This window comes from Aquimarina agarivorans (assembly GCF_000218485.1).
Classification (GTDB): domain Bacteria; phylum Bacteroidota; class Bacteroidia; order Flavobacteriales; family Flavobacteriaceae; genus Aquimarina; species Aquimarina agarivorans.
The window spans coordinates 45,911-65,744 of record NZ_AFPB01000181.1 but is presented as its reverse complement, the minus strand read 5'-3'; the positions used below and the strand labels follow the sequence as shown (position 1 = coordinate 65,744).

The window sequence follows — 19,834 nt, the reverse complement described above, 5'->3', positions numbered from 1 at the left end:
TCAGTACAACTTCCAAGATAACCACATTATACTTTTTAAAATCTTCTCACAGCGAAGCGATCTAAAATCTAATTTCTACTCACTATTAAAAAGCTGAGCTTTTCAAATTCAATCCTGTTTTTTCTTCCAATCCAAACATTAAATTCATGTTATGAATGGCTTGTCCTGATGCTCCTTTTACAAGGTTATCAATTACTGAAGTAACTAGAATCATTCCGTCCTTGACATCTACATGTAAAATACACTTATTGGTATTTACTACTTGCTTTAGTGCGATTGGGGTTTCAGAAATTACAATAAATGTAGCATCATTGTAAAAATCTTGATATAATTTTACTGCTTGTTCAACAGTGCCCTCAAATTTTGTGTATACCGTTGCATAAATTCCCCGACTAAAATTTCCTCTATTTGGAATAAAGAAAATTGGCTGATCATGATTATTTTGCAATTGCTTAGCACTTTGATTTATTTCGCCCAAGTGCTGGTGCGAAAACACTTTATAACTTGAAAAATTATTATCTCTCCAGCTAAAATGGGTTGTTGCCGAAAGGGAAACTCCTGCTCCTGTGCTTCCTGTAGTTGCATTTACATGCACTGCGTCATTTATTTTAGAAGCATTTGCCAATGGCAATAAAGCATGTTGAATTGCTGTGGCGAAACAACCTGGATTTGCAATATTTTTTGCTTTAACAATAGCCTCCTTATTCAATTCTGGCAAACCATATACGAAATCACGCCCTTGAAATTCCTTGTCAACAAGTAATCTAAAATCATTTCCTAAATCAATTACTTTTGTTGCTTCAGAAAACTCATTGGCCTCCAAAAACGCCCTAGAACGCCCATGACCTAAACACAAAAACAATACATCAACATCAGGATTGACGGTATCAGTAAATAATACTTCCGATTCTCCCATTAAATCTGCATGTGCTACGTGCAATGGTTTTCCTGCATTAGTGGTACTAAACACAAAATCAATTTCAGTATTTGGATGATGAATTAATAAACGCAACAGTTCACCTGCGGTGTAGCCTGAACCTCCAACGATTCCTATTTTTAATTTTTTCATAAAAAAGAATTTAAGGAGTTAAGAAGTTAGAAAAGTTAAGCCATAATTAACTTAACTTCTTACTTCTTAACTTCTATTAACTACTCCGAAAAAGTTTTATTTACATTATGGTAAATTTTATTGGCATTACCATATAATTTAATGAATCCCTTGGCATCATCAGCGGACCAACCTTTATTTACCTCGCCATATTGACCAAAGTCAGATTTCATTAAATCATATTCGGATTCAATTCCTACTAAACTAAAATTATATGGTTTTAATTCAACAATAACATCTCCTGTTACTGAATTTTGAGAGCTTTCCATAAAAGCTTCTACATCACGCATTACAGGATCTAGATAATTCCCTTCATGCAACAACATTCCGTACCAATTGGCTAGTTGATCTCCCCAATACTGTTGCCACTTTGTTTGGGTATGTTTTTCCAGTAGATGATGTGCTTTTATAATCACCATGGGAGCTGCCGCTTCAAAACCCACACGTCCTTTAATACCAATAATGGTATCGCCCACATGAATATCTCGACCAATAGCAAACTGACTTGCTAATTCATCTAACTTTTGAATATTTTTTACTGGACTCTCTTTTTCTCCATTTAAACCAATTAACTCTCCTTTTTCAAAGTTAAGAATTACTTTTTCTGAATCTTCTCGTTGTAATTGACTAGGATACGCTTCACTTGGCAAGGCCTCATTGGACGTTAAGGTTTCTTTCCCTCCAACACTTGTTCCCCAGATTCCTTTATTAATGGAATATTGCGCTTTTTCCCAAGAATAATGTACCCCATATTTTTCCAAATATTCTACCTCTTGCTGACGTGTTAAACTTAAATCACGAATTGGGGTAATAATTTCAATACTTGGTGCTAGAGTTTGAAAAATAACATCAAATCGAATTTGGTCATTTCCTGCGCCCGTACTACCATGAGCTATATATTTTGCCCCTACAGATTTTGCATATTCAATGACCTCAATTGCTTGAAAAATACGCTCGGCACTTACCGATAATGGGTACGTATTATTTTTTAATACGTTCCCGTAAATCAAATATTTTACTGCCTTATCATAAAATTTATCTAAGATAGTAAGATTTGCATGAGACTTACTTCCAATGGCATAAGCGCGCTCTTCAGTAGCTTTTAACTCTTCATCTGAAAATCCACCAGTGTTTACTAACACCGTGTGCACTTCCATATTTTTTTCATGCATTAAATATTTTACACAATACGTGGTATCCAAACCTCCACTATAGGCAACTACTACTTTTTCCATATGTTATTAGTACAGAGTATTAAGTACAAATTAGTAAGACATTACTTAGCACTTTTAATTACTCTTTAATTATATTATTTTAAAACCCTTACGGTCAATACATTATTATTGTTTTAACATTAAATGTTTAATTCGTTTTAATCGTTTGATTACTTTTTCCTTGAACCAATTATCCTTATTTAATTCAAAATGAGAATCATCATTATCATTAGGATTATATAACATTCCCGTACACATACACATTTTGTAATCTTTAGATTTTAAAATCTCAAAATTTGTACATGTTTTACATCCAGCCCAAAATTTTGGATCATCAGTTAATTCTGAAAAAGTAACTGGTTTGTAACCTAGTTTTGAATTGATCTTCATTACTGCTAAACCCGTAGTGATTCCAAAGATTTTTGCTTCCGGATATTTTTTTAATGAATAATTAAAAATAAATTCTTTAATACGCTTTGCCAAACCTTGTTTTCTGAAATTTGGATGTACTATTAAACCTGAATGAGCCACATATTTTCCATGACTCCAAGCTTCGATGTAACAAAACCCCGCAAATTCATCACCTTCTAATGCAATAACGGCATTGCCAGCGCTCATCTTTTTTTCAATATACTCTGGTGTTCGTTTAGCAATACCCGTTCCTCTATCCTTAGCTGAGGATTCAATCACTTTACAAATTTGAGTCGCAAACTTAAAATGACTTTCATTTGCTATAATAACTTCTACTTTGCTCAATATCTATCAGCTTATGGCAACAAGCTTGAGGCTGTCAACCAAATTTATTTTAATACACTACATTTAAAACAACCAAACACACTAATTGCGCTTAAATTTGTTTTTTTTAAAATTAACCTGAAAGTGGAAAAGTGATTACTTTTCACATTTGAATTTACCCACCCCTAGGGGCGACATAACGGAAAACGCACAACGATTCTTTTGGCAACAACTACCAAAGTGGAAGAAATAATTGATATGTGGTTTCCTGTTTTCACTGAAGTTTCCATAGTAATTATTAACTCTAAATCGTCGGCCTAAGCCCCTTTCGTTAATATTAAGGTTGCAAAAATAATACTATTTATAGATATAACGATCTAAATCTATTAAAATTTTCTAATAATTTTTTATAATTGAAAATTTTATTAAGGCAAATGAGTAACATTAATTGATTCTAATTCAATTTTAATACCGTTATCCTTAAAAAATTCACAAATTTGACGCTACTGTTCTCCTTATTAAGTTCTCTTTTAAAAAATATCAACAAAAAACACCTCCCTTTAAAATAATAAAACAAAAAAGCTGCCCTTAATGGGCAGCTTTTAAAATATGAATTAGAAATAGTTTAAAATTATTTTCCTCCCTTTTCTAATTTGGCTTTTAACTCTGCTAATGCATCTAAATCACCAAGAGTTGTTTTTTCTTGAGACTGAGCTTTTTTAGCTGCTTGTTTAACCGCCTTAACTTCTTCTTCTTTAAAGATAGCCGTATGAGAAGCTACAACTCTTTTAAATTCCTTGTTAAATTCAATAACAACAAATTCTGCTGAGTCTCCTTTAGCTAATTTTGTACCATCTTCTTTTTCTAAATGACGACTTGGAATAAATGCTACTACATCCTCATTAAATTCAATAGTCGCACCTTTATCATTAACATCACCTAAAGCAGCAGTATGCTTAGTACCTACAGCAAATTCACCTTCGTACTTATCCCAAGGATTTGCATCAGTTTGCTTATGACCTAAACTTAACTTACGTCCGTCAACATCTAATTCAAGAACCACAACTTCTAATTTATCACCAACTGAACAGAAATCAGATGGATGCTTCACTTTCTTAGTCCAAGAAAGGTCTGAAATATAGATTAATCCGTCAATTCCTTCTTCTAATTCAACAAAAACACCGAAGTTAGTAAAGTTACGAACCACACCTGTGTGACGAGAACCTACTGGGTATTTAGTTGTAATATCAGTCCAAGGATCTGGAGTCATTTGCTTAATACCAAGTGACATTTTACGCTCTTCTCTATCTAAAGTAAGAATTACAGCATCTACCTCATCACCTACTTTTACAAAGTCTTGTGCAGAACGCAAGTGTGTAGACCAGCTCATTTCACTTACGTGAATTAATCCTTCCACTCCTTCTTCAACTTCAATAAATGCACCGTAATCTGCAATTACAACTACTTTACCTTTTACTTTATCTCCAACTTTTAGGTCACCATTAAGTGCTTCCCATGGATGCGGCTTTAATTGTTTAAGACCTAATTGAATACGTGTTTTAGCCTCATCAAAGTCTAAAATTACCACGTTTAATTTTTGATCTAATTCAACCATTTCATTAGGGTGGTTGATACGAGACCAAGAAAGATCTGTAATATGTACTAATCCGTCTACACCTCCAAGATCAACAAATACTCCGTATGAAGTAATGTTTTTAACTGTTCCTTCAAGAACTTGACCTTTTTCAAGCTGACCGATAATTTCTTTTTTCTGCTCTTCGATATCTGCTTCGATAAGCGCTTTATGGGAAACCACCACATTTTTGAATTCGTGATTAATTTTAACCACTTTGAATTCCATTGTTTTACCAACATAAACATCGTAATCGCGAATTGGCTTCACATCAATTTGAGAACCTGGTAAGAAAGCTTCAATACCAAATACGTCAACGATCATACCACCTTTAGTACGACATTTAACAAATCCATTAACGATTTCACCAGTTTCATGTGCATTATTTACTCGATCCCAAGCTTTGATTACACGTGCTTTTCTGTGTGATAATACTAATTGACCTGTAGCATCCTCACGGATGTCAATTAATACCTCTACAGTATCACCTACTTTTAAATCTGGGTTGTAACGGAATTCGTTTAACGAAATTACACCTTCAGATTTAGCATTGATATCAATAATAGCATCACGATCAGTAAGGTTAATTACAGTACCGTTAACTACCTCATCATTTAACGTATCCACAAAGTTTTCAGCTACAAGCTTTTCAAACTCTTCAAGTTTATCATCCTCAATTGGATCGATACCCTCTTCGTAATTGTGCCAGTTAAAATCTTTAAGGAATTGTTCAGGATTTACAGTTTCTACTACTGGAGTAGCAACAGCTTCAGTTTCCTGAACTTCTGTGTTTTTTGTTTCTTCAGACATTGAAGATAAAATTTGTATTTTACAACGATAAGGTTAATTATGGCTACGTTGTAAAAGCGTTTTATAAAGTTTATTTCCAAATGTTTAACCTAACACCACAAATGGAGTGCAAAAGTACAAAGAATTTTTTACTTTTTTAATCACTATTAAAATGATTTTAATAAAACATTATGGTTAACACCCAAAGGAGCTGCTATCCTTAATAAATTAAATACCGTTCTATTATTCTCATTAATACTTTATAATTTCAAACTCACTACGCCTATTGGTTTGGTGCTCTTCTTCGGAACATACTTTTCCATCACAACTAATTAAGGGCACCGATTCACCAAAGCCTTCAAATTGCATTCTACGAGCATTTACATAACCAACCAATGCCAAATAATTACGTGTAGACTCTGCTCTTTTTTCCGAAAGTAATTGGTTGTAAGTTTTTGTACCACGACTATCCGTATGTGAACTAATTTTGATGTATACCGATTTATACTTTTCCAACTTTAAAGCAAATTCTTCGAGTACTTTTTTTGAGTCGGCTCGAATATTCCATTTATCATAGTCAAAATATATCGGTGGTAAATCAAAATATAATTTTCCATTACGTTCAGTTACTGGAGGACCTACCTTGTCATTAATTAATTGACTTTTAATTACTTTCGGCGAATTTACTTCTGCTTTCTTTTTTTTAACTTCTGCAACCGTCAACACCTTTTTCTGTAAATAAATCACATAAATTTTATTTGCCTTTTCCTGAATTAATATAGGTTTAGTTTGAGACTCGTACCCTTCGGCTGATGCTTTAAAAGTATATTTCCCAGGAAAAATTGACAAACTAAATTCAGCAGTATTTGTTAGTATTTTATTATAAACCTCCTCTTTGTTCCACAAACTTACTTCAACATTTTCCACAAACTCTTTTGTTTCAACATCTCGCACTTCAAATTTTGCTTTGTATTTTCTTAAATAAATTTCTCCTATTTGAGTAAATCGATAGATGTCATCAGTTTTTTTTCTGTTTGAAGCAAAATAACCTTCCGTTTCATTACTGTATGTCAACGAAAAATCATCATAACTTGAGTTGATAGGCGCTCCTAAATTTATAGGTTTTGTAAAATTTTCAGATACTTTTTCAGATACAAAAATATCCATCATCCCTAATCCTAAATGGCCATTTGATGAAAAAAACAAATTCCCCTGTTCATTTATATATGGAAATTGGTCTCTACTTGCCGTATTTACTACCTGACCCAAATTTACTGGAACACCAAAAGTATTTTCCCCAGTTATATCAACGTAGTAAAGATCAAAATCTCCATATCCACCAGGCATATTAGAGGCAAAATATAACTTTTTTCCATCAGGGCTTAAGGAGGGATGCTCCACGGAATAATTTACATTATTAAAAGGTAATTTTTCAGGCTTAGACCACACTTTTAAACTGTCCGACAACACGGAGCGGTACAGATGAATGGCATTATTTCTTATTGTATCAAATTTTTTCCTTCCGCGCTCAGCATTACTTTTTGAAAAATACAGGGTGTTGCCATCCTTTGAAAAGCAAAAATTACCCTCATGTAAACTGGAATTTATTGTTTTTGAAAATGGAGTCACTTCCGATACTGGCTTATTTAAACTATCCACACTTACTTGGTAAATATCTAAAAATGGACGATGCGTCCAACGGTATGTTTTATTGAATTTATTAAGCACTCCTTCAATACCATTTGGCGACCTGTCCGAGACAAAATATAGCATACTATCCTTTTTAACTGCTCCAAATTCTGCTGAAGCTGTATTAAGTGATTTGTCGTTTTTTATTTTATAATCTTCATCCTTTAACTTGAAAGCCTCAATAATTGAAATAGCTTCTTGCTTGTCAAATACACCATCAGTTTCATTTTTCTTATATAAAGCCAAAAATTCAACTGCTTTATCATATTCGCCTAAAGCTGACAACACTTGATGCATTTTAAAGTTGAACTCATTATCATAAGTTTTATCAGTTCCTTGAAATTTTCCTTTCAACAAACTTCTAAGTGTACGGTAGGCCTTTCGGTATTGAAAAGTGTTGTAGTAAGCAGTAGAAATATTTTCAAAAATATGTTTTGTATATTCTTTATTATTCAGCTGTTTCTTATATTCAGTAATAGCATTTAAATAATCCCCATTCTTAAAATAACGATCTCCTCTGCTCTTTTTTTGTGCCATTGCTGCTATTGAAATCAACAAGGCAATTGTAGTTACTAGTCTTAATTTCATGGCTTAAAAGAATCTTGGTGATGTATATTTATTTCCTAAATGAAGTAAATCAAAATCGAACAATAACATAATTTCATGACTTCCATTACTTGTACTACTCAAATTACTTAAGCTAAAATCGTAAGCATATCCTATACGCAAGTCAGGAGTAATTTTGAAACCTAATAACCCTACAAACGCATCTTGATAACGATAGGATGCTCCTACCTCAAAACGATTATAGATTAAAGTATTTGCAGAAATATCAAAAGTTACTGGCGCTCCTACTACTTGCTTGATAACGGTTGAAGGCTTTAATTTTACCGAGTCCGAAATATCAAAAACATAACCAAAAACCCCATATAAATGAATAGCTGTTTGCGTTACTTTAATAGTATTTAATGTAGCATCACTTGGTAATAAATTTGGTGATGATACCCCTGCATAAAAGTTTGAATCAAATAAGTACACCCCTGCCCCTATTGACATATTTAGTTGCGAAGTATTGTCCTGAAAAGCTGGATCACTAGCAACATCTGATCCAAGTGCATTTAGTTTAAAACTATTAATACCCGCTTTTAAACCATAGGATAGACGTAAACTTTCGGATAAGTTTGTAATGTAGGCAAAATCCACATTTAAAAAATCATTGCGTACTTGTATAGCATCGCCAATAGCATCATGCACATAATTAACACTCATTTCAATTTTTTCTCCAAAAGGAATACTACCAAAAATATTAGCTGTTTCAGGAGCTCCTTCAATACCTTGCCATTGTTTTCGGTATAAAATACCTGATGAAAATAATCCTGCTTGCCCCTTTACATAAGCCGGATTTACCGTACTCATATTGTACAAATACTGGGAATACTGTGGTTCTTGCTGTGCTGTAGCTACTGTACAAAAAACCAGTGCGATTATAAAAAATATACTAAATCTCATTGTTATTTGCTTAAGTAGAAGCTACCTTGTATTGGCGCGTTATTTTTAAAATTTGGACTAAAGATGTAAAAGTAAACTCCCGTTGGCAAATCACTTCCAATGCTTAAGGATTGATTACTGGTGCCATTAAACTCAGGTGTGTTAATTTCTCCTTTGTAAACTTTAACTCCGTATCGGTTGTAAATTTCTAAATTAAAATCAGGAAATGCTTCGGGAATATTAAATTGTTTTCCGTTGACAAGTGCTCCCATTTGCACCAACTTAAACGTATCATTCTGATTATCTCCGTTTGGAGAAACACCATCCTGCAAATCTAACGGACAGATAATAGCACCATTTTGAGCAGTTTCACCAACATTTAATATAGTAACAGTTACCGCAACTCTTTCCGATTCACATTCCTGATCATTGATCGCTACACCACCATTGGCAAGATAAAACACATCTCCATCAAAAAGTTTAGGATTATTTACTATTTTTTCCGAAGTCTCCGATGTTGCGTACCAATTTAAATTTAAGGCATCTATAATATTCCCGTCTTTATCAAAAATTGTTACTGGAATATCTTCTAATCGCTTTCCGTCCAAAATACAAAAGGTGGGGTTTGCCACGACTGGTACTGGAAGGGATACCAAATCAATTTCTACGTTAAGTGAAGAAACATCACATGGAGCTGCATTAGTTACTGCATATTGAAAATTGTATATACCAGAGTCCAAAGTAGCAAACTCCAAGTTTCCATCAGCATCCAATGCATTTGTATTGTCAATATCAACAAACGCTCCCGTTCGTGTAGTATCTTCATCCAATAATGTAAACAGATTTACCCGACCATCTAGTTTACAAAAAGATGCATTTACATCTTCGCCTATGCTTATAGGATCAACAATTTCAATTTGAACCCTTGATTGTACTTGTGTTGGAATACCACATTCACCCCTACCACCAACGGTATAGGTATATACACCAGGTCCTAAAATGGGTAATTCAATATTATCCTTATCAAATTCACCTAAAAAATTATCCGACTCATAACTAAAAGGCCCATTCCACCTACCAGACATTGATGGGTTTCCTGTTAATTGATCAAATAAATTGATTGTTAAATTACTTGAGCATACCCGTATAGGTTCATCTGGACCAATACCAGCTGTTGGTGGAGTTACATCGTCAATAATTTCAATAATTAGCTCCCTTACTGGGGAATCGCACGGCGAATTATCAAAAACATATTCAAAATTATATATCCCACCAATCAAAGCATCCACATTTAGTGTTGACCCATCAAGAGCACCAGAGGCATCTGTATCAATAAAAGTACCGTCATTAGGTAAAGCGCTTTCAATTACAGTTAATAAATCAATGTTACCGTCATTTTTACAGAAAAAACGCATAATAGGCGCACTAAAAGTGACCGGATCAACAAATTGAACTGTTACCGTTGCTTCGTTTACAAGTTCGCAGTTTGTGGCACCTCCTACGGTGTATGTGTACACACCTGCTTGTAATTTTGGTAAATCAGCGTTGTTAAACTGAAATTCAAAATCATGTTCTGATGATGAAAAATCATCAGGCCCTGACCAGCTTCCTACATCATCAGGACTCCCGCCAAGTTTATCAAATAAATTTAGATTTTTGTTGTTTGAACACACATTAATTGCAACACTTTCGCCTGCTCCGCCCAAAGAATCCCTATCATTTATGGTAAAACTTAAAGTAGCCGTATCCACACAACCACTAGTTGGATGCGTCGTTGTGTAAGTCAATGTGAGGTTTTGATCCGCATCAATTTCAGTAAATACAAACTCATTAGCCACAACGTTCCCTTCATTATCTGTCCATACACCAGTTGTTGAAATTGAATCGCTCGGATTACTGGTTTCCAAAAGGCTTCTTAAATTTACTGGATCGTCAGATTCACAGAATTCTAAACCACTGGTACCAATACCTGCATACTCAAATGGAAGCATAGAAATAGTAATTTCTGCCGACTGAGGTTGACAAGGATTTACACATGTATTGACTCTAGTCGTTGTACCATCCAGACAAGCCACCCTTATATCTGGTGCATTAATCCAAGGATCAACCGAATACCTAAAAACATACTCTCCAGGACTTATAAATGCACTTGGGCTATTTCCAGTTGCTCCTTCTTTTCTAAAATTAACAATACCCGCTGTGCCTATTTCAGGCTGAATATCGATAGATTCGGGTCCAGATAATTGTGACCAGGTAGTATGTACTGAAATATTATCATAAATAAAATCTGTACCATCTTCATTTGCAAATTCAATAAGGTCTAATAAATTTACTGAAGACTGAGCATTGTCATTTAAACAAAAGCTACTATTTGTTGTACTTTGACTGAAAGGTCGTAGGCTTTCAAAAAAGGTAAATGAAACTCTGGCTGTACTATCCCTACAAACACCTGAACGCTGCTCTACGGTGTAAGCGAATTCAAAATCTCGATGTCCAAATCGCGGACCATCATTAATAACGCGTTCCTCATAAATTCTTTTTAAGTCAATAAATGAATCCAACTCATCTTCAATTTCTCCAGTTGGGTCTTGATCTTGCCTCCAAATACCTTCCTGATCTTCAGCTATCAAATATTGATCATCTCTCAGATCAATTTCAGAATCAAATTCGCCATTCAAAATCTGACTCTCACATACTGGCGTATCAAATGCAAAACCTGCACTCACCTGACGCACTACAGACACACTAACATTAGTACTTGACACCATTTGACAGGTAGCGCTACTTGTTACCGTGTAGGTAAAATCAAAAACTTCCTGATCCACCAAAGGCAATCCTGACTGATATGGTATTTTTGCAATAAATTCCGATGAACCTTCTTCAACAAACCCAAGGAAACTAGCGCTAGAACCATTATAGGTCCATTGGCCATTCAAATGAGGTGGTGGTGTAGTTTGATTAGAGGCTAAGGTTTCAAATAAATCATAAGGATCGCGATCACAAGCTTCAACCACAAACGATGATATGGGAACACCTGAAAACGGCCCTAGTACAATAGTAACAGTAGCTGCAACATCAGTACCACAAGAAGCAGTGGATAACTCAAACCTGTAATCTGTTGCGTTTTCATCAGTAGTAGCTGATTGTAATGCCCATAACGAAACGTTTCCCGATGCTTCATCAAGGGCTATACGAAATCTTGCACCAATTGACCAAGTACCTGATTCTAAAGTGGTACCTGTTTGCCTGACATACTCATCATTTAAATTAATAATTCCATCGGGATCACCATCAGAATCAAAATCGATAGATTCCATATTACAAATGGTAATAGTTTCTTCTACATTACATTGTCCGTATGTTGAAAAGGAGAAATAAAATGTAAGAAAAAAAAGTAAATTTTTTTTTATAAAATTCAAGACTACATGTTTAAGCGGCGAAAATATAAAAAATGTTAATAACTTTGTGTAAAAAAAATATTTTTCACAAAACGCTTAAATCATATTCATGTAATTTATTACTTAATAAATACTTTAGCACTAAACTTTTTATCGCCTACGAGAATACGGTAAATATAGATTCCTAAACTGTAGCCTTTTCCAACTACTTCAGAAAGATTTATGGTTTCACTGCCTTCAAACATCATTGAATTTTTTACCACCTTGATAAAAGCGCCTGTCATATCATAAAGCGATATATTTATATGAGCAGTACCTAATTGTTGAATATGCAAAAAAGTTTGATCGTTTTGGATACTTGTAGAATGAAAAAAATTCAAATCTGAATTTACCTCAGCATCAATTGCCCTACAGGTAAAACCAAAGTTTTTGGTTTCAAAAGGAGATTTTAAAAGAAGTGCCCTATCCACGGCATCGGCATCTACACATAACCAATCCTTCATTACGGCTGCATAAATTTCTCTAAAATCAAAGTTATATTTTAAATTACCAATAACATCAAGATCGCTAAGATCAGGGTGACTACCCACAAAACCGTTATCATCTAATGTTGGGCCAAATAACATTACTGGTGCTGCCTGCCCGTGATCAGTTCCATTGGAGCCATTTTCTTCTGCCCTGCGTCCAAATTCTGAAAAAGTCATTGCCATTACATTTTTTTCTAAACCTGCTGTTGCTAAATCATCAAAAAAAACTTTCACAGAATTCGATAAGCTTTTTAAAAGATCTGGATGCGTTTCTCCTTGGTTGCCATGAGTATCAAATCCCCCTAATGCCACCATGTATACCTTTGTCCCTAGACCCCCTCGAATCATTCGTGCTACAATTTTTAGTTGCTCCCCTAATCCTCCGCGTTGACCTTCCTCTAAAACTTCATAGGGCACCGTAGCTTCCCCTGCCTGATCAAATGCTTTGCTAATTTTTTTTGCATAGGTAAATGTATTATTAGTAACGCTTCGTAAATACTTAAGGCGATCACCATAAGTACAATCAGGGATATCGTTCAGACCGTGTAGTGTTCCATTTTCACCAATATTTCTCAATTGACGTGGATTGGCAACAGTAATAGCATAATTACTTACACCACGACCATCAAAAATTAAATTCCCAATGCTTCCAATTTGTATGGCTGCGGGTATTTCAGGCGGATTGGCTAAAAAATCTGGATAAAGTTCTTCAAAATAACGTCCCATAAAACCAGAATCCTCAATATCTTCAGGATCAGAATTTGCCCAAATGTTGGATGACTTAAAATGGGAAAGGTCTTGATTTTCATACCCTACTCCATGAATCACTTTCATGGCACCTTCACCCCACATGTATTCAAAATCTTTCATTGCTGGAGGGATACCAAAATCATCATTTAATTTGTACAACTGGCTCTCGGGTATTTTTAAGGTAGGTCTTAAATTAGCATAGGTATCATAATCGTAAATTGGTACTATTGTATTAAGTCCGTCATTACCCCCTTTTAAGCGTATTAACACTAAAATATTTTCAGTATCCGCCGCTGCAATCGCAGCTGTAAGTTCAGATGGTTTTGAAGCTGTAATATTTGTATTTGCCAACATCATTGTTCCTCCACCTGCTAACCCCAAGGCTTGCAAAAAAGACCTGCGATTCCAACGTTCATGCTCTTGCCTGTGTATATCTGAACCTGGCTTAGCCGTATGTTTTTTTATATGGTTTGTACACATAAGTAAGTTATTTAAGTTGAAATTCGGGTGATCTAAAAATATGTTGCAATAATAAAACTACTTGCCATGGTACAGATTCAAAATCCAAATTCCAGGTACCATCAGTAAAGTAATTTTCGGGAACGTTTGCCATAAATATATCTGTAGCAATAGCGTAATCAGACTCCGTATTTAGCCCCCTTGGCAGTAACGTATCCACAATGTTTTTTACTACGGTATAAACATCCTTACTATTGTTGGAGGCTTCTTTTGCAAAACTTCTAAACTTTTCCCTGTCTCCTGTTTCACTATCCCACAATTGCCATGTCAAATTATCATTAAAGGACCACCTAGCAGTTAACGTACTTGTATTTATCCAGTCATAATCTCCTTGCCAACCTGCCACGTCAACAGGTTGATAAAAGCTTTGTCCTGCTGCGCCTGATTGCCAAAATAAATTCAATTTTTTTTCATCGTCCAATTCATAAGAAATGGTCTTTAAAAAATTTAAATTTATATCGTAAGGACTTTTAATTAAAGTTCCTATAGCGTTGTCATCAAAAAAATGCTCGCTCTTGAATAATTTTCTCAGTAATGGGGCTATTTCAAAATCCTTGGCAAAATCAATTGCTAGTTCATTTATTATATTTTCACTTTCGCTTGGACTCACGAAAAAGCGATACAATTTAGCAACGATAAATTGGGCAATTTCCAGTGGTTTCTCATCAAAAAGAATATCAATTACATCATTGTAATTCCAATTTCCTGTTCTTCCAAAAATTGTTTTTTCAGCATTATTAAAAGTATCAGGATTGTAAGTTACAAATTCACAATACCTCCCTTCATTATACCCAGTTAATGCTTTTGAAGTTTCAACAATATCAGCGTGAGTGTATCCATTATTTTCTCCTAAGGTAAATAATTCGTAAAGCTCGCGCGCATAATTTTCATTGGGCTTATTTTTTTTATTATCCTTTCCATTTAAAAACATTAACATAGCGCTTGTCAATCCAATTTCATTCACAAAAGTTTTAAAATTGCCAAGGCAATGTTTTTGAAGCATATTGTAATACTCAAAAACAAAATGAGCACAATTGTAAGTGCTGAGTTGTGTTACAAAATGATTATGCCAAAATATAGTTAGTAAGGATTGTAACCCATTAGCAGATTGATCATTTACAGTTCTGACACGCCATTCCATCAGGTTTTCCTGATTGGTTTCTTCAAAATCCAAACCTTCATCTTCTACTTCCTGTTTCCCTTTAAATGCCCATGACGGTGCTGCCGTAGGCGCAATTGCCATAGCCTCATCCATTAACTGATCAATGAGTTCCTGTGGATTTTGGCTCAACGCTTCAGTTATTGTTGTTGGTGATGCACCATAAGTAAGTCGCCTATATAAGTGTTGTGCCCTTGTCCTGTTCCAAGGTTTTGTAGCGTTGGGCACATAAGGTAATAACGAGCTAATATTACACGTTGCCATATACTTTTAATTTGGGGTGATTAATAAATATAACGGCATAAAATATAATAAATTATTATATTTTATTAAAACAATAAGAGAAAAATATAATTTTTATTAAAAATTAGTTAATTAAATTTTCGGCTAAAGCTACTAATTTTTTGAATTGTGTTTCTTTAGACATTGTGGAATTATCGATTACTATAGCATCTTCAGCCTTTATTAATGGAGAATCCTGTCGGGTGGTATCAATATAATCCCTTTCTTTCACATTTTGCAAAACTTCATCATAACTTACCTGCTCCCCATTGGCTATCATTTCAAGAAAACGACGATTGGCTCTCTCCTCAGGAGACGCAGTCATAAATATTTTAAGCTCGGCATCAGGAAATACCACTGTCCCTATATCTCTCCCATCCATGACCAAGGCTTTTTCCTTACCCATCTGTTGTTGTTGCTCAACTAATTTTTTTCTGACTTCTGAAATAGCAGCCACTTTACTTACCCAACCTGAAACTTTTAACGAGCGGATTTCTTTTTCCACATTTTCACCATTTATATGCGCATCTGCATAACCCGTTTCAGTATTTAATTTAAATCGAAGTGTGATTTTGGGTAGTGATTTTATAAGTAATTCTACATCTAATTCATTTGCAGATATTATCTCGTGCTGTATAGCGTACCAAGTTACAGATCGGTACATTGCACCCGTATCAACATAAGTGTACCCTAAATGTTTGGCCAACTGCTTAGCCACAGTACTTTTTCCAGTGGAAGAGTGTCCATCGATTGCAATAATAATTTTAGTACTCACCCAAATTCAAATTTAAACCAAATACACTTGATGATCCCGCCAAATTATAGCGGGCATATCCATAACTGAACGTAAGCTTACGCATTTTTATAGAAAATCCGGCCGAAATACCAGCAAAAGACCTTTGATCTTGTATGCTTAATTCTTCAGACCTACGAAAATTATAGCCAATTCGCAAATTGAAACCTCCCCTTGGAAATAGTTCAGCCCCCAAATTTACATGCCTTAACACATTATTCAGAAAACTTGGGTCATCTACTTCAGATTCTCCTCGTAGTAAATTATCAGTGTTCCTATTTGTATTTGAAAATGCCAAATTCCAAAATTGAAGATTTTGCAATGTTACAAACCAACGTACTGGAACATGCTTAGGTATTTGAGAAATACCCGCATTTATTTCTAACGGCAATTTTTCTCTGGTATCGGCAAACGTTGTTATTTGTGTGCCTACATTACGAATAACCAACCCTATATTCAAATCCGTATCTTCCTTATAGTATAAAATACCAAAATCAGCAGCAATGCCTAAAGAGGTATACTGTTCCAGTCTTGAACTGATAAATTTTAAGTTAGATCCCAAATAAAAATCTGTTTTTGGAATTTGTTGCGCATACCCAAAAGAAACAGCAGTTTCCGCTGCAGAAAACTCCCCAGTTTCATTTCCTAACAAATCAAAGCCATCAAATTTTCCGTAATTTGCATATATCACCCCAAAATGAACCATTTTTTCAGTCCTTCCTAACCTAAATGCCGCAGCTGCGGAACCGTAATTTATATCTGCTAAATAATTTACATAATTAATAGCATAATTTTTATTCATCGTTCTATTAATAGTGGCCGGATTGAATAAACCTGAAGTTGGATCTTTTTTAAAATCCGTAACAATTTTTCCGCCAAGCGCAACTTGCCTTGCTGAGGATTCTAAATTCAAAAATTGATAAGTAGCCCTACCACCTATTTGTGCTTGCGCAGAAAAGCATAATGTGATAAAGAAGAATACTACTAAGCTTTTTTTCATTTATTATACGATGAATACTAGTAACGTGATATTATTTTGAATATTTTAACTTTTCAAAAGACAAACAACGTTAATATTTAATGTAATTACAAATTTCCAAACCATAACCCATCATCCCTACTCGCTTTTTTTGAATACTATTGGAAATTAAACTCACTTTTGATATATCTAAATCATGTAAAATTTGAGCTCCAATTCCAAAATCTTTGGCATCCATGGTAAGTTTTGGAGGTCGGGCTATTTCGGTATCTTTTTGTGTTTCTCTTAATGCTTTTAATCTATTTAATACATTTAAAGACTGTGTTTCTTGATTTATAAAAACAATGGCTCCAAAGCCTTTTTCATCAATGACAGAAAACATCTTTTCCAAACGTTCGTCAGCATTATTGGTTAACGTTCCTAAAATATCATTATTAAATAAGGTAGAATTTATTCGGGTTGGCACTTCATCGCCCGTATTCCACGAACCTTTAGTAAGCGCAATATGTATTTGATTATTTGTAGTTTGCTTGTATGCCCGTAACCTATAAATCCCAAAACGCGTATTAATATTAAAGTCCTCTTCTTTAATAATTAAAGAATCATGTTGCATCCTGTAGGACACCAAGGATTCAATAGAAACTATTTTTAGGTCAAATCTTATTGCAATTTCAAGCAATTCTGGAACCCTAGCCATGGAACCGTCGTTATTCATAATTTCAACAATTACACCAGCAGGATGAAAACCCGCTAAACGGGCAAAATCAATAGCTGCTTCGGTATGGCCAGTTCTTCGGAGCACTCCGCCTTCTTTTGCCCTTAATGGAAAAATATGACCAGGTCGGGACAACTCATGCGGCTTTGTATTTGAATCTACTAAAGCTTGAATAGTTTTAGCCCTATCTGCCGCTGAAATTCCTGTAGTAACTCCTTTTCCATTTAAATCTACTGAAACCGTAAATGCTGTTTGCATAGGATCAGTATTATCCCCTACCATCATACTTAATTTTAAATCATCGCAACGCTGCTCAGTTAAAGGTGTGCAAATTAAACCTTTACCATGGGTTGCCATAAAATTAATCATCTCAGGTGTTACTTTTTCTGCAGCTGCTACAAAGTCCCCTTCATTTTCACGATTTTCATCATCTACAACAATGATAATCTTACCTGCTCGTATATCAGTAATAGCTGACTCAATAGTATCCAGCTTAAAATTGGCGTGCTGTGCTAAATTCAAATTTTAGGGTGTTGAAATTCTATGTAAATATATTACTTTGATTTCTATTTCGCTTAAGCGAGAAATACTTTATCGTGCTACTCCTTCTTTTTCTTGAAAATAGTTATAAAAAACCGATCTAAAATTTCAACCCATTTAAATTTTCCGAAATTTAATGTGATCAAATTCTTTTCAGTCGTTGCTTTATAAGTTAGTAAAACCCCTAAAGGAAGAATAATTAATGTAGATAACCAACTTGATAAAAATGGACTTATCGCCCCATTTTCGGCACTTGACTTTGCAAAAATTCCAATAAAATGATACGCCAAAAAAATACCGACTGCATACAGCAATGGTAACCCCAACCCTCCTTTTCGAATTATTGCCCCAAGAGGAGCACCTATGAAAAACAATACAATACAAGCAAACGCAAGTGCATACTTTTCGTGTAATGCAATTTCAAACTTGTTGAGATTTTCCTTATTGCGCTGCACATCAGTTCCCTCTTGTCTTATCCTATTTAAATTACTTTTTATTAACCGATTTGCCTCATTTAGTACCATAAGTTGCTTTTCGTACTGTAAAATATGCTCAATAGACTCGGGATATGTCGAAGTATAACATGGAAAATTTATTCCTCCGCCAATGGTACCAATTTTTAATCGCTGTACTGTTCGTTTGGCAAAATCCTCCCTATCCTTATTTAATTTTACTGAGAAAGAATCAATATCTTTTCGCAGTAAATTTACATTTAGCATTTTACGATTTTTTATATAGTCATTCTTAGACATATCAACATCGTTAAATGAACTTAAGTCCAAGTTAATGGCATATTCCTTAAAATCGCTTTTAACAAACGGATGCTTCTTTTGATTTTTAATTTTTTTTGGAACTACTTCATCATAATAAAATCCATCACGTAAAATTAACGACAATACATCGGAGTCTTTACCACTAACCAATTCTCCTGATTTCGATTTTATAACCGTATAATTCCCCTTTAAATTGGCTTTTTGTTTATGAATAATAACATCATCCAAATACTGATCATTATCCCCATATTTGCTAGCTACCTTAATATTTATATCACCAACTTCGTTAAACTGATTTTCAGTAATAGCTACGGCAGGTTTTAACCGTACAATATTGCGCCTAAGCCCAATAAATTTTCGTTGTGAAGCAGGAATGACATTATTCGCAAAAAAGAAAGTCCCTATGCTCAAAAAAATCATGAAGACTATTAAATAGCGGATAGCGCGTTGTAATGAAATCCCCGTGGATTTCATTGCTGCAAACTCATAATGCTCGGAAAATTCTCCGAATACCATGATTGAAGCAATTAAAATAGATAACGGCAATGTTAGCGGTATCAATGTTGGCGAAGCATATACGATGAACTTAACAATTACAGAAAATTCCAAGTCTTTACCTGCAAGTTCGGCTATATAAAGCCAAATCATTTGCAAAATCATAACAAACATTACAATTAAGAATACTACAAAAAAAGTTTGTAAAAACCTGTTAAATATATACCTATCTATAATTTTCAAAATAT

The 19,834-nt window shown here is 34.4% G+C and carries 13 protein-coding genes; all 13 read right to left on the bottom strand.

The genetic code is table 11. From position 1 onward, the window contains the following. Positions 1-85: 85 nt before the first annotated feature. Positions 86-1,069 (bottom strand): N-acetyl-gamma-glutamyl-phosphate reductase, encoded by a 984-nt coding sequence (gene argC, locus GMC_RS0118020; RefSeq protein ID WP_010523460.1) that lies wholly within the window; start codon positions 1,067-1,069, stop codon positions 86-88. 80 nt (positions 1,070-1,149) lie between these two features. Beyond that, positions 1,150-2,343 (bottom strand): argininosuccinate synthase, encoded by a 1,194-nt coding sequence (locus GMC_RS0118015; RefSeq protein WP_010523459.1) that lies wholly within the window; start codon positions 2,341-2,343, stop codon positions 1,150-1,152. A gap of 105 nt (positions 2,344-2,448) precedes the next feature. Beyond that, the gene (locus GMC_RS0118010) at positions 2,449-3,078 is read right to left on the bottom strand and encodes a GNAT family N-acetyltransferase (RefSeq protein ID WP_010523458.1); all 630 of its coding nucleotides are present in this window, start codon (positions 3,076-3,078) and stop codon (positions 2,449-2,451) included. 610 nt (positions 3,079-3,688) lie between these two features. After that, complete coding sequence (gene rpsA / locus GMC_RS0118005) at positions 3,689-5,500, bottom strand: 30S ribosomal protein S1 (protein WP_010523457.1); 1,812 nt, start codon at positions 5,498-5,500, stop codon at positions 3,689-3,691. A 231-nt stretch (positions 5,501-5,731) separates the two neighbouring features. Further along, positions 5,732-7,756 (bottom strand): OmpA family protein, encoded by a 2,025-nt coding sequence (locus GMC_RS0118000; protein ID WP_010523456.1) that lies wholly within the window; start codon positions 7,754-7,756, stop codon positions 5,732-5,734. A 3-nt stretch (positions 7,757-7,759) separates the two neighbouring features. Continuing rightward, entirely contained in the window at positions 7,760-8,677 is a 918-nt protein-coding gene (locus tag GMC_RS0117995) for a PorP/SprF family type IX secretion system membrane protein (protein WP_010523455.1), read from the bottom strand. A gap of 2 nt (positions 8,678-8,679) precedes the next feature. Continuing rightward, positions 8,680-12,075, bottom strand: a complete 3,396-nt coding sequence (locus tag GMC_RS0117990) for a T9SS type B sorting domain-containing protein (protein ID WP_010523454.1) — start codon at positions 12,073-12,075, stop codon at positions 8,680-8,682. A gap of 98 nt (positions 12,076-12,173) precedes the next feature. Further along, positions 12,174-13,811, bottom strand: a complete 1,638-nt coding sequence (locus tag GMC_RS0117985) for a DUF1501 domain-containing protein (protein WP_010523453.1) — start codon at positions 13,809-13,811, stop codon at positions 12,174-12,176. 7 nt (positions 13,812-13,818) lie between these two features. Beyond that, entirely contained in the window at positions 13,819-15,273 is a 1,455-nt protein-coding gene (locus GMC_RS0117980) for a DUF1800 domain-containing protein (protein ID WP_010523452.1), read from the bottom strand. A 103-nt stretch (positions 15,274-15,376) separates the two neighbouring features. Then, the gene (cmk, locus tag GMC_RS0117975; RefSeq protein WP_010523451.1) at positions 15,377-16,066 is read right to left on the bottom strand and encodes a (d)CMP kinase; all 690 of its coding nucleotides are present in this window, start codon (positions 16,064-16,066) and stop codon (positions 15,377-15,379) included. Further along, complete coding sequence (gene porQ, locus GMC_RS0117970) at positions 16,056-17,084, bottom strand: type IX secretion system protein PorQ (protein ID WP_010523450.1); 1,029 nt, start codon at positions 17,082-17,084, stop codon at positions 16,056-16,058. Before porQ ends, cmk begins: the two co-directional genes overlap by 11 nt. A gap of 70 nt (positions 17,085-17,154) precedes the next feature. Further along, entirely contained in the window at positions 17,155-18,300 is a 1,146-nt protein-coding gene (gene ribB / locus GMC_RS0117965; RefSeq protein ID WP_010523449.1) for a 3,4-dihydroxy-2-butanone-4-phosphate synthase, read from the bottom strand. A 77-nt stretch (positions 18,301-18,377) separates the two neighbouring features. After that, the gene (locus GMC_RS0117960) at positions 18,378-19,829 is read right to left on the bottom strand and encodes an LptF/LptG family permease (RefSeq protein ID WP_029489908.1); all 1,452 of its coding nucleotides are present in this window, start codon (positions 19,827-19,829) and stop codon (positions 18,378-18,380) included. Positions 19,830-19,834: the final 5 nt, after the last annotated feature.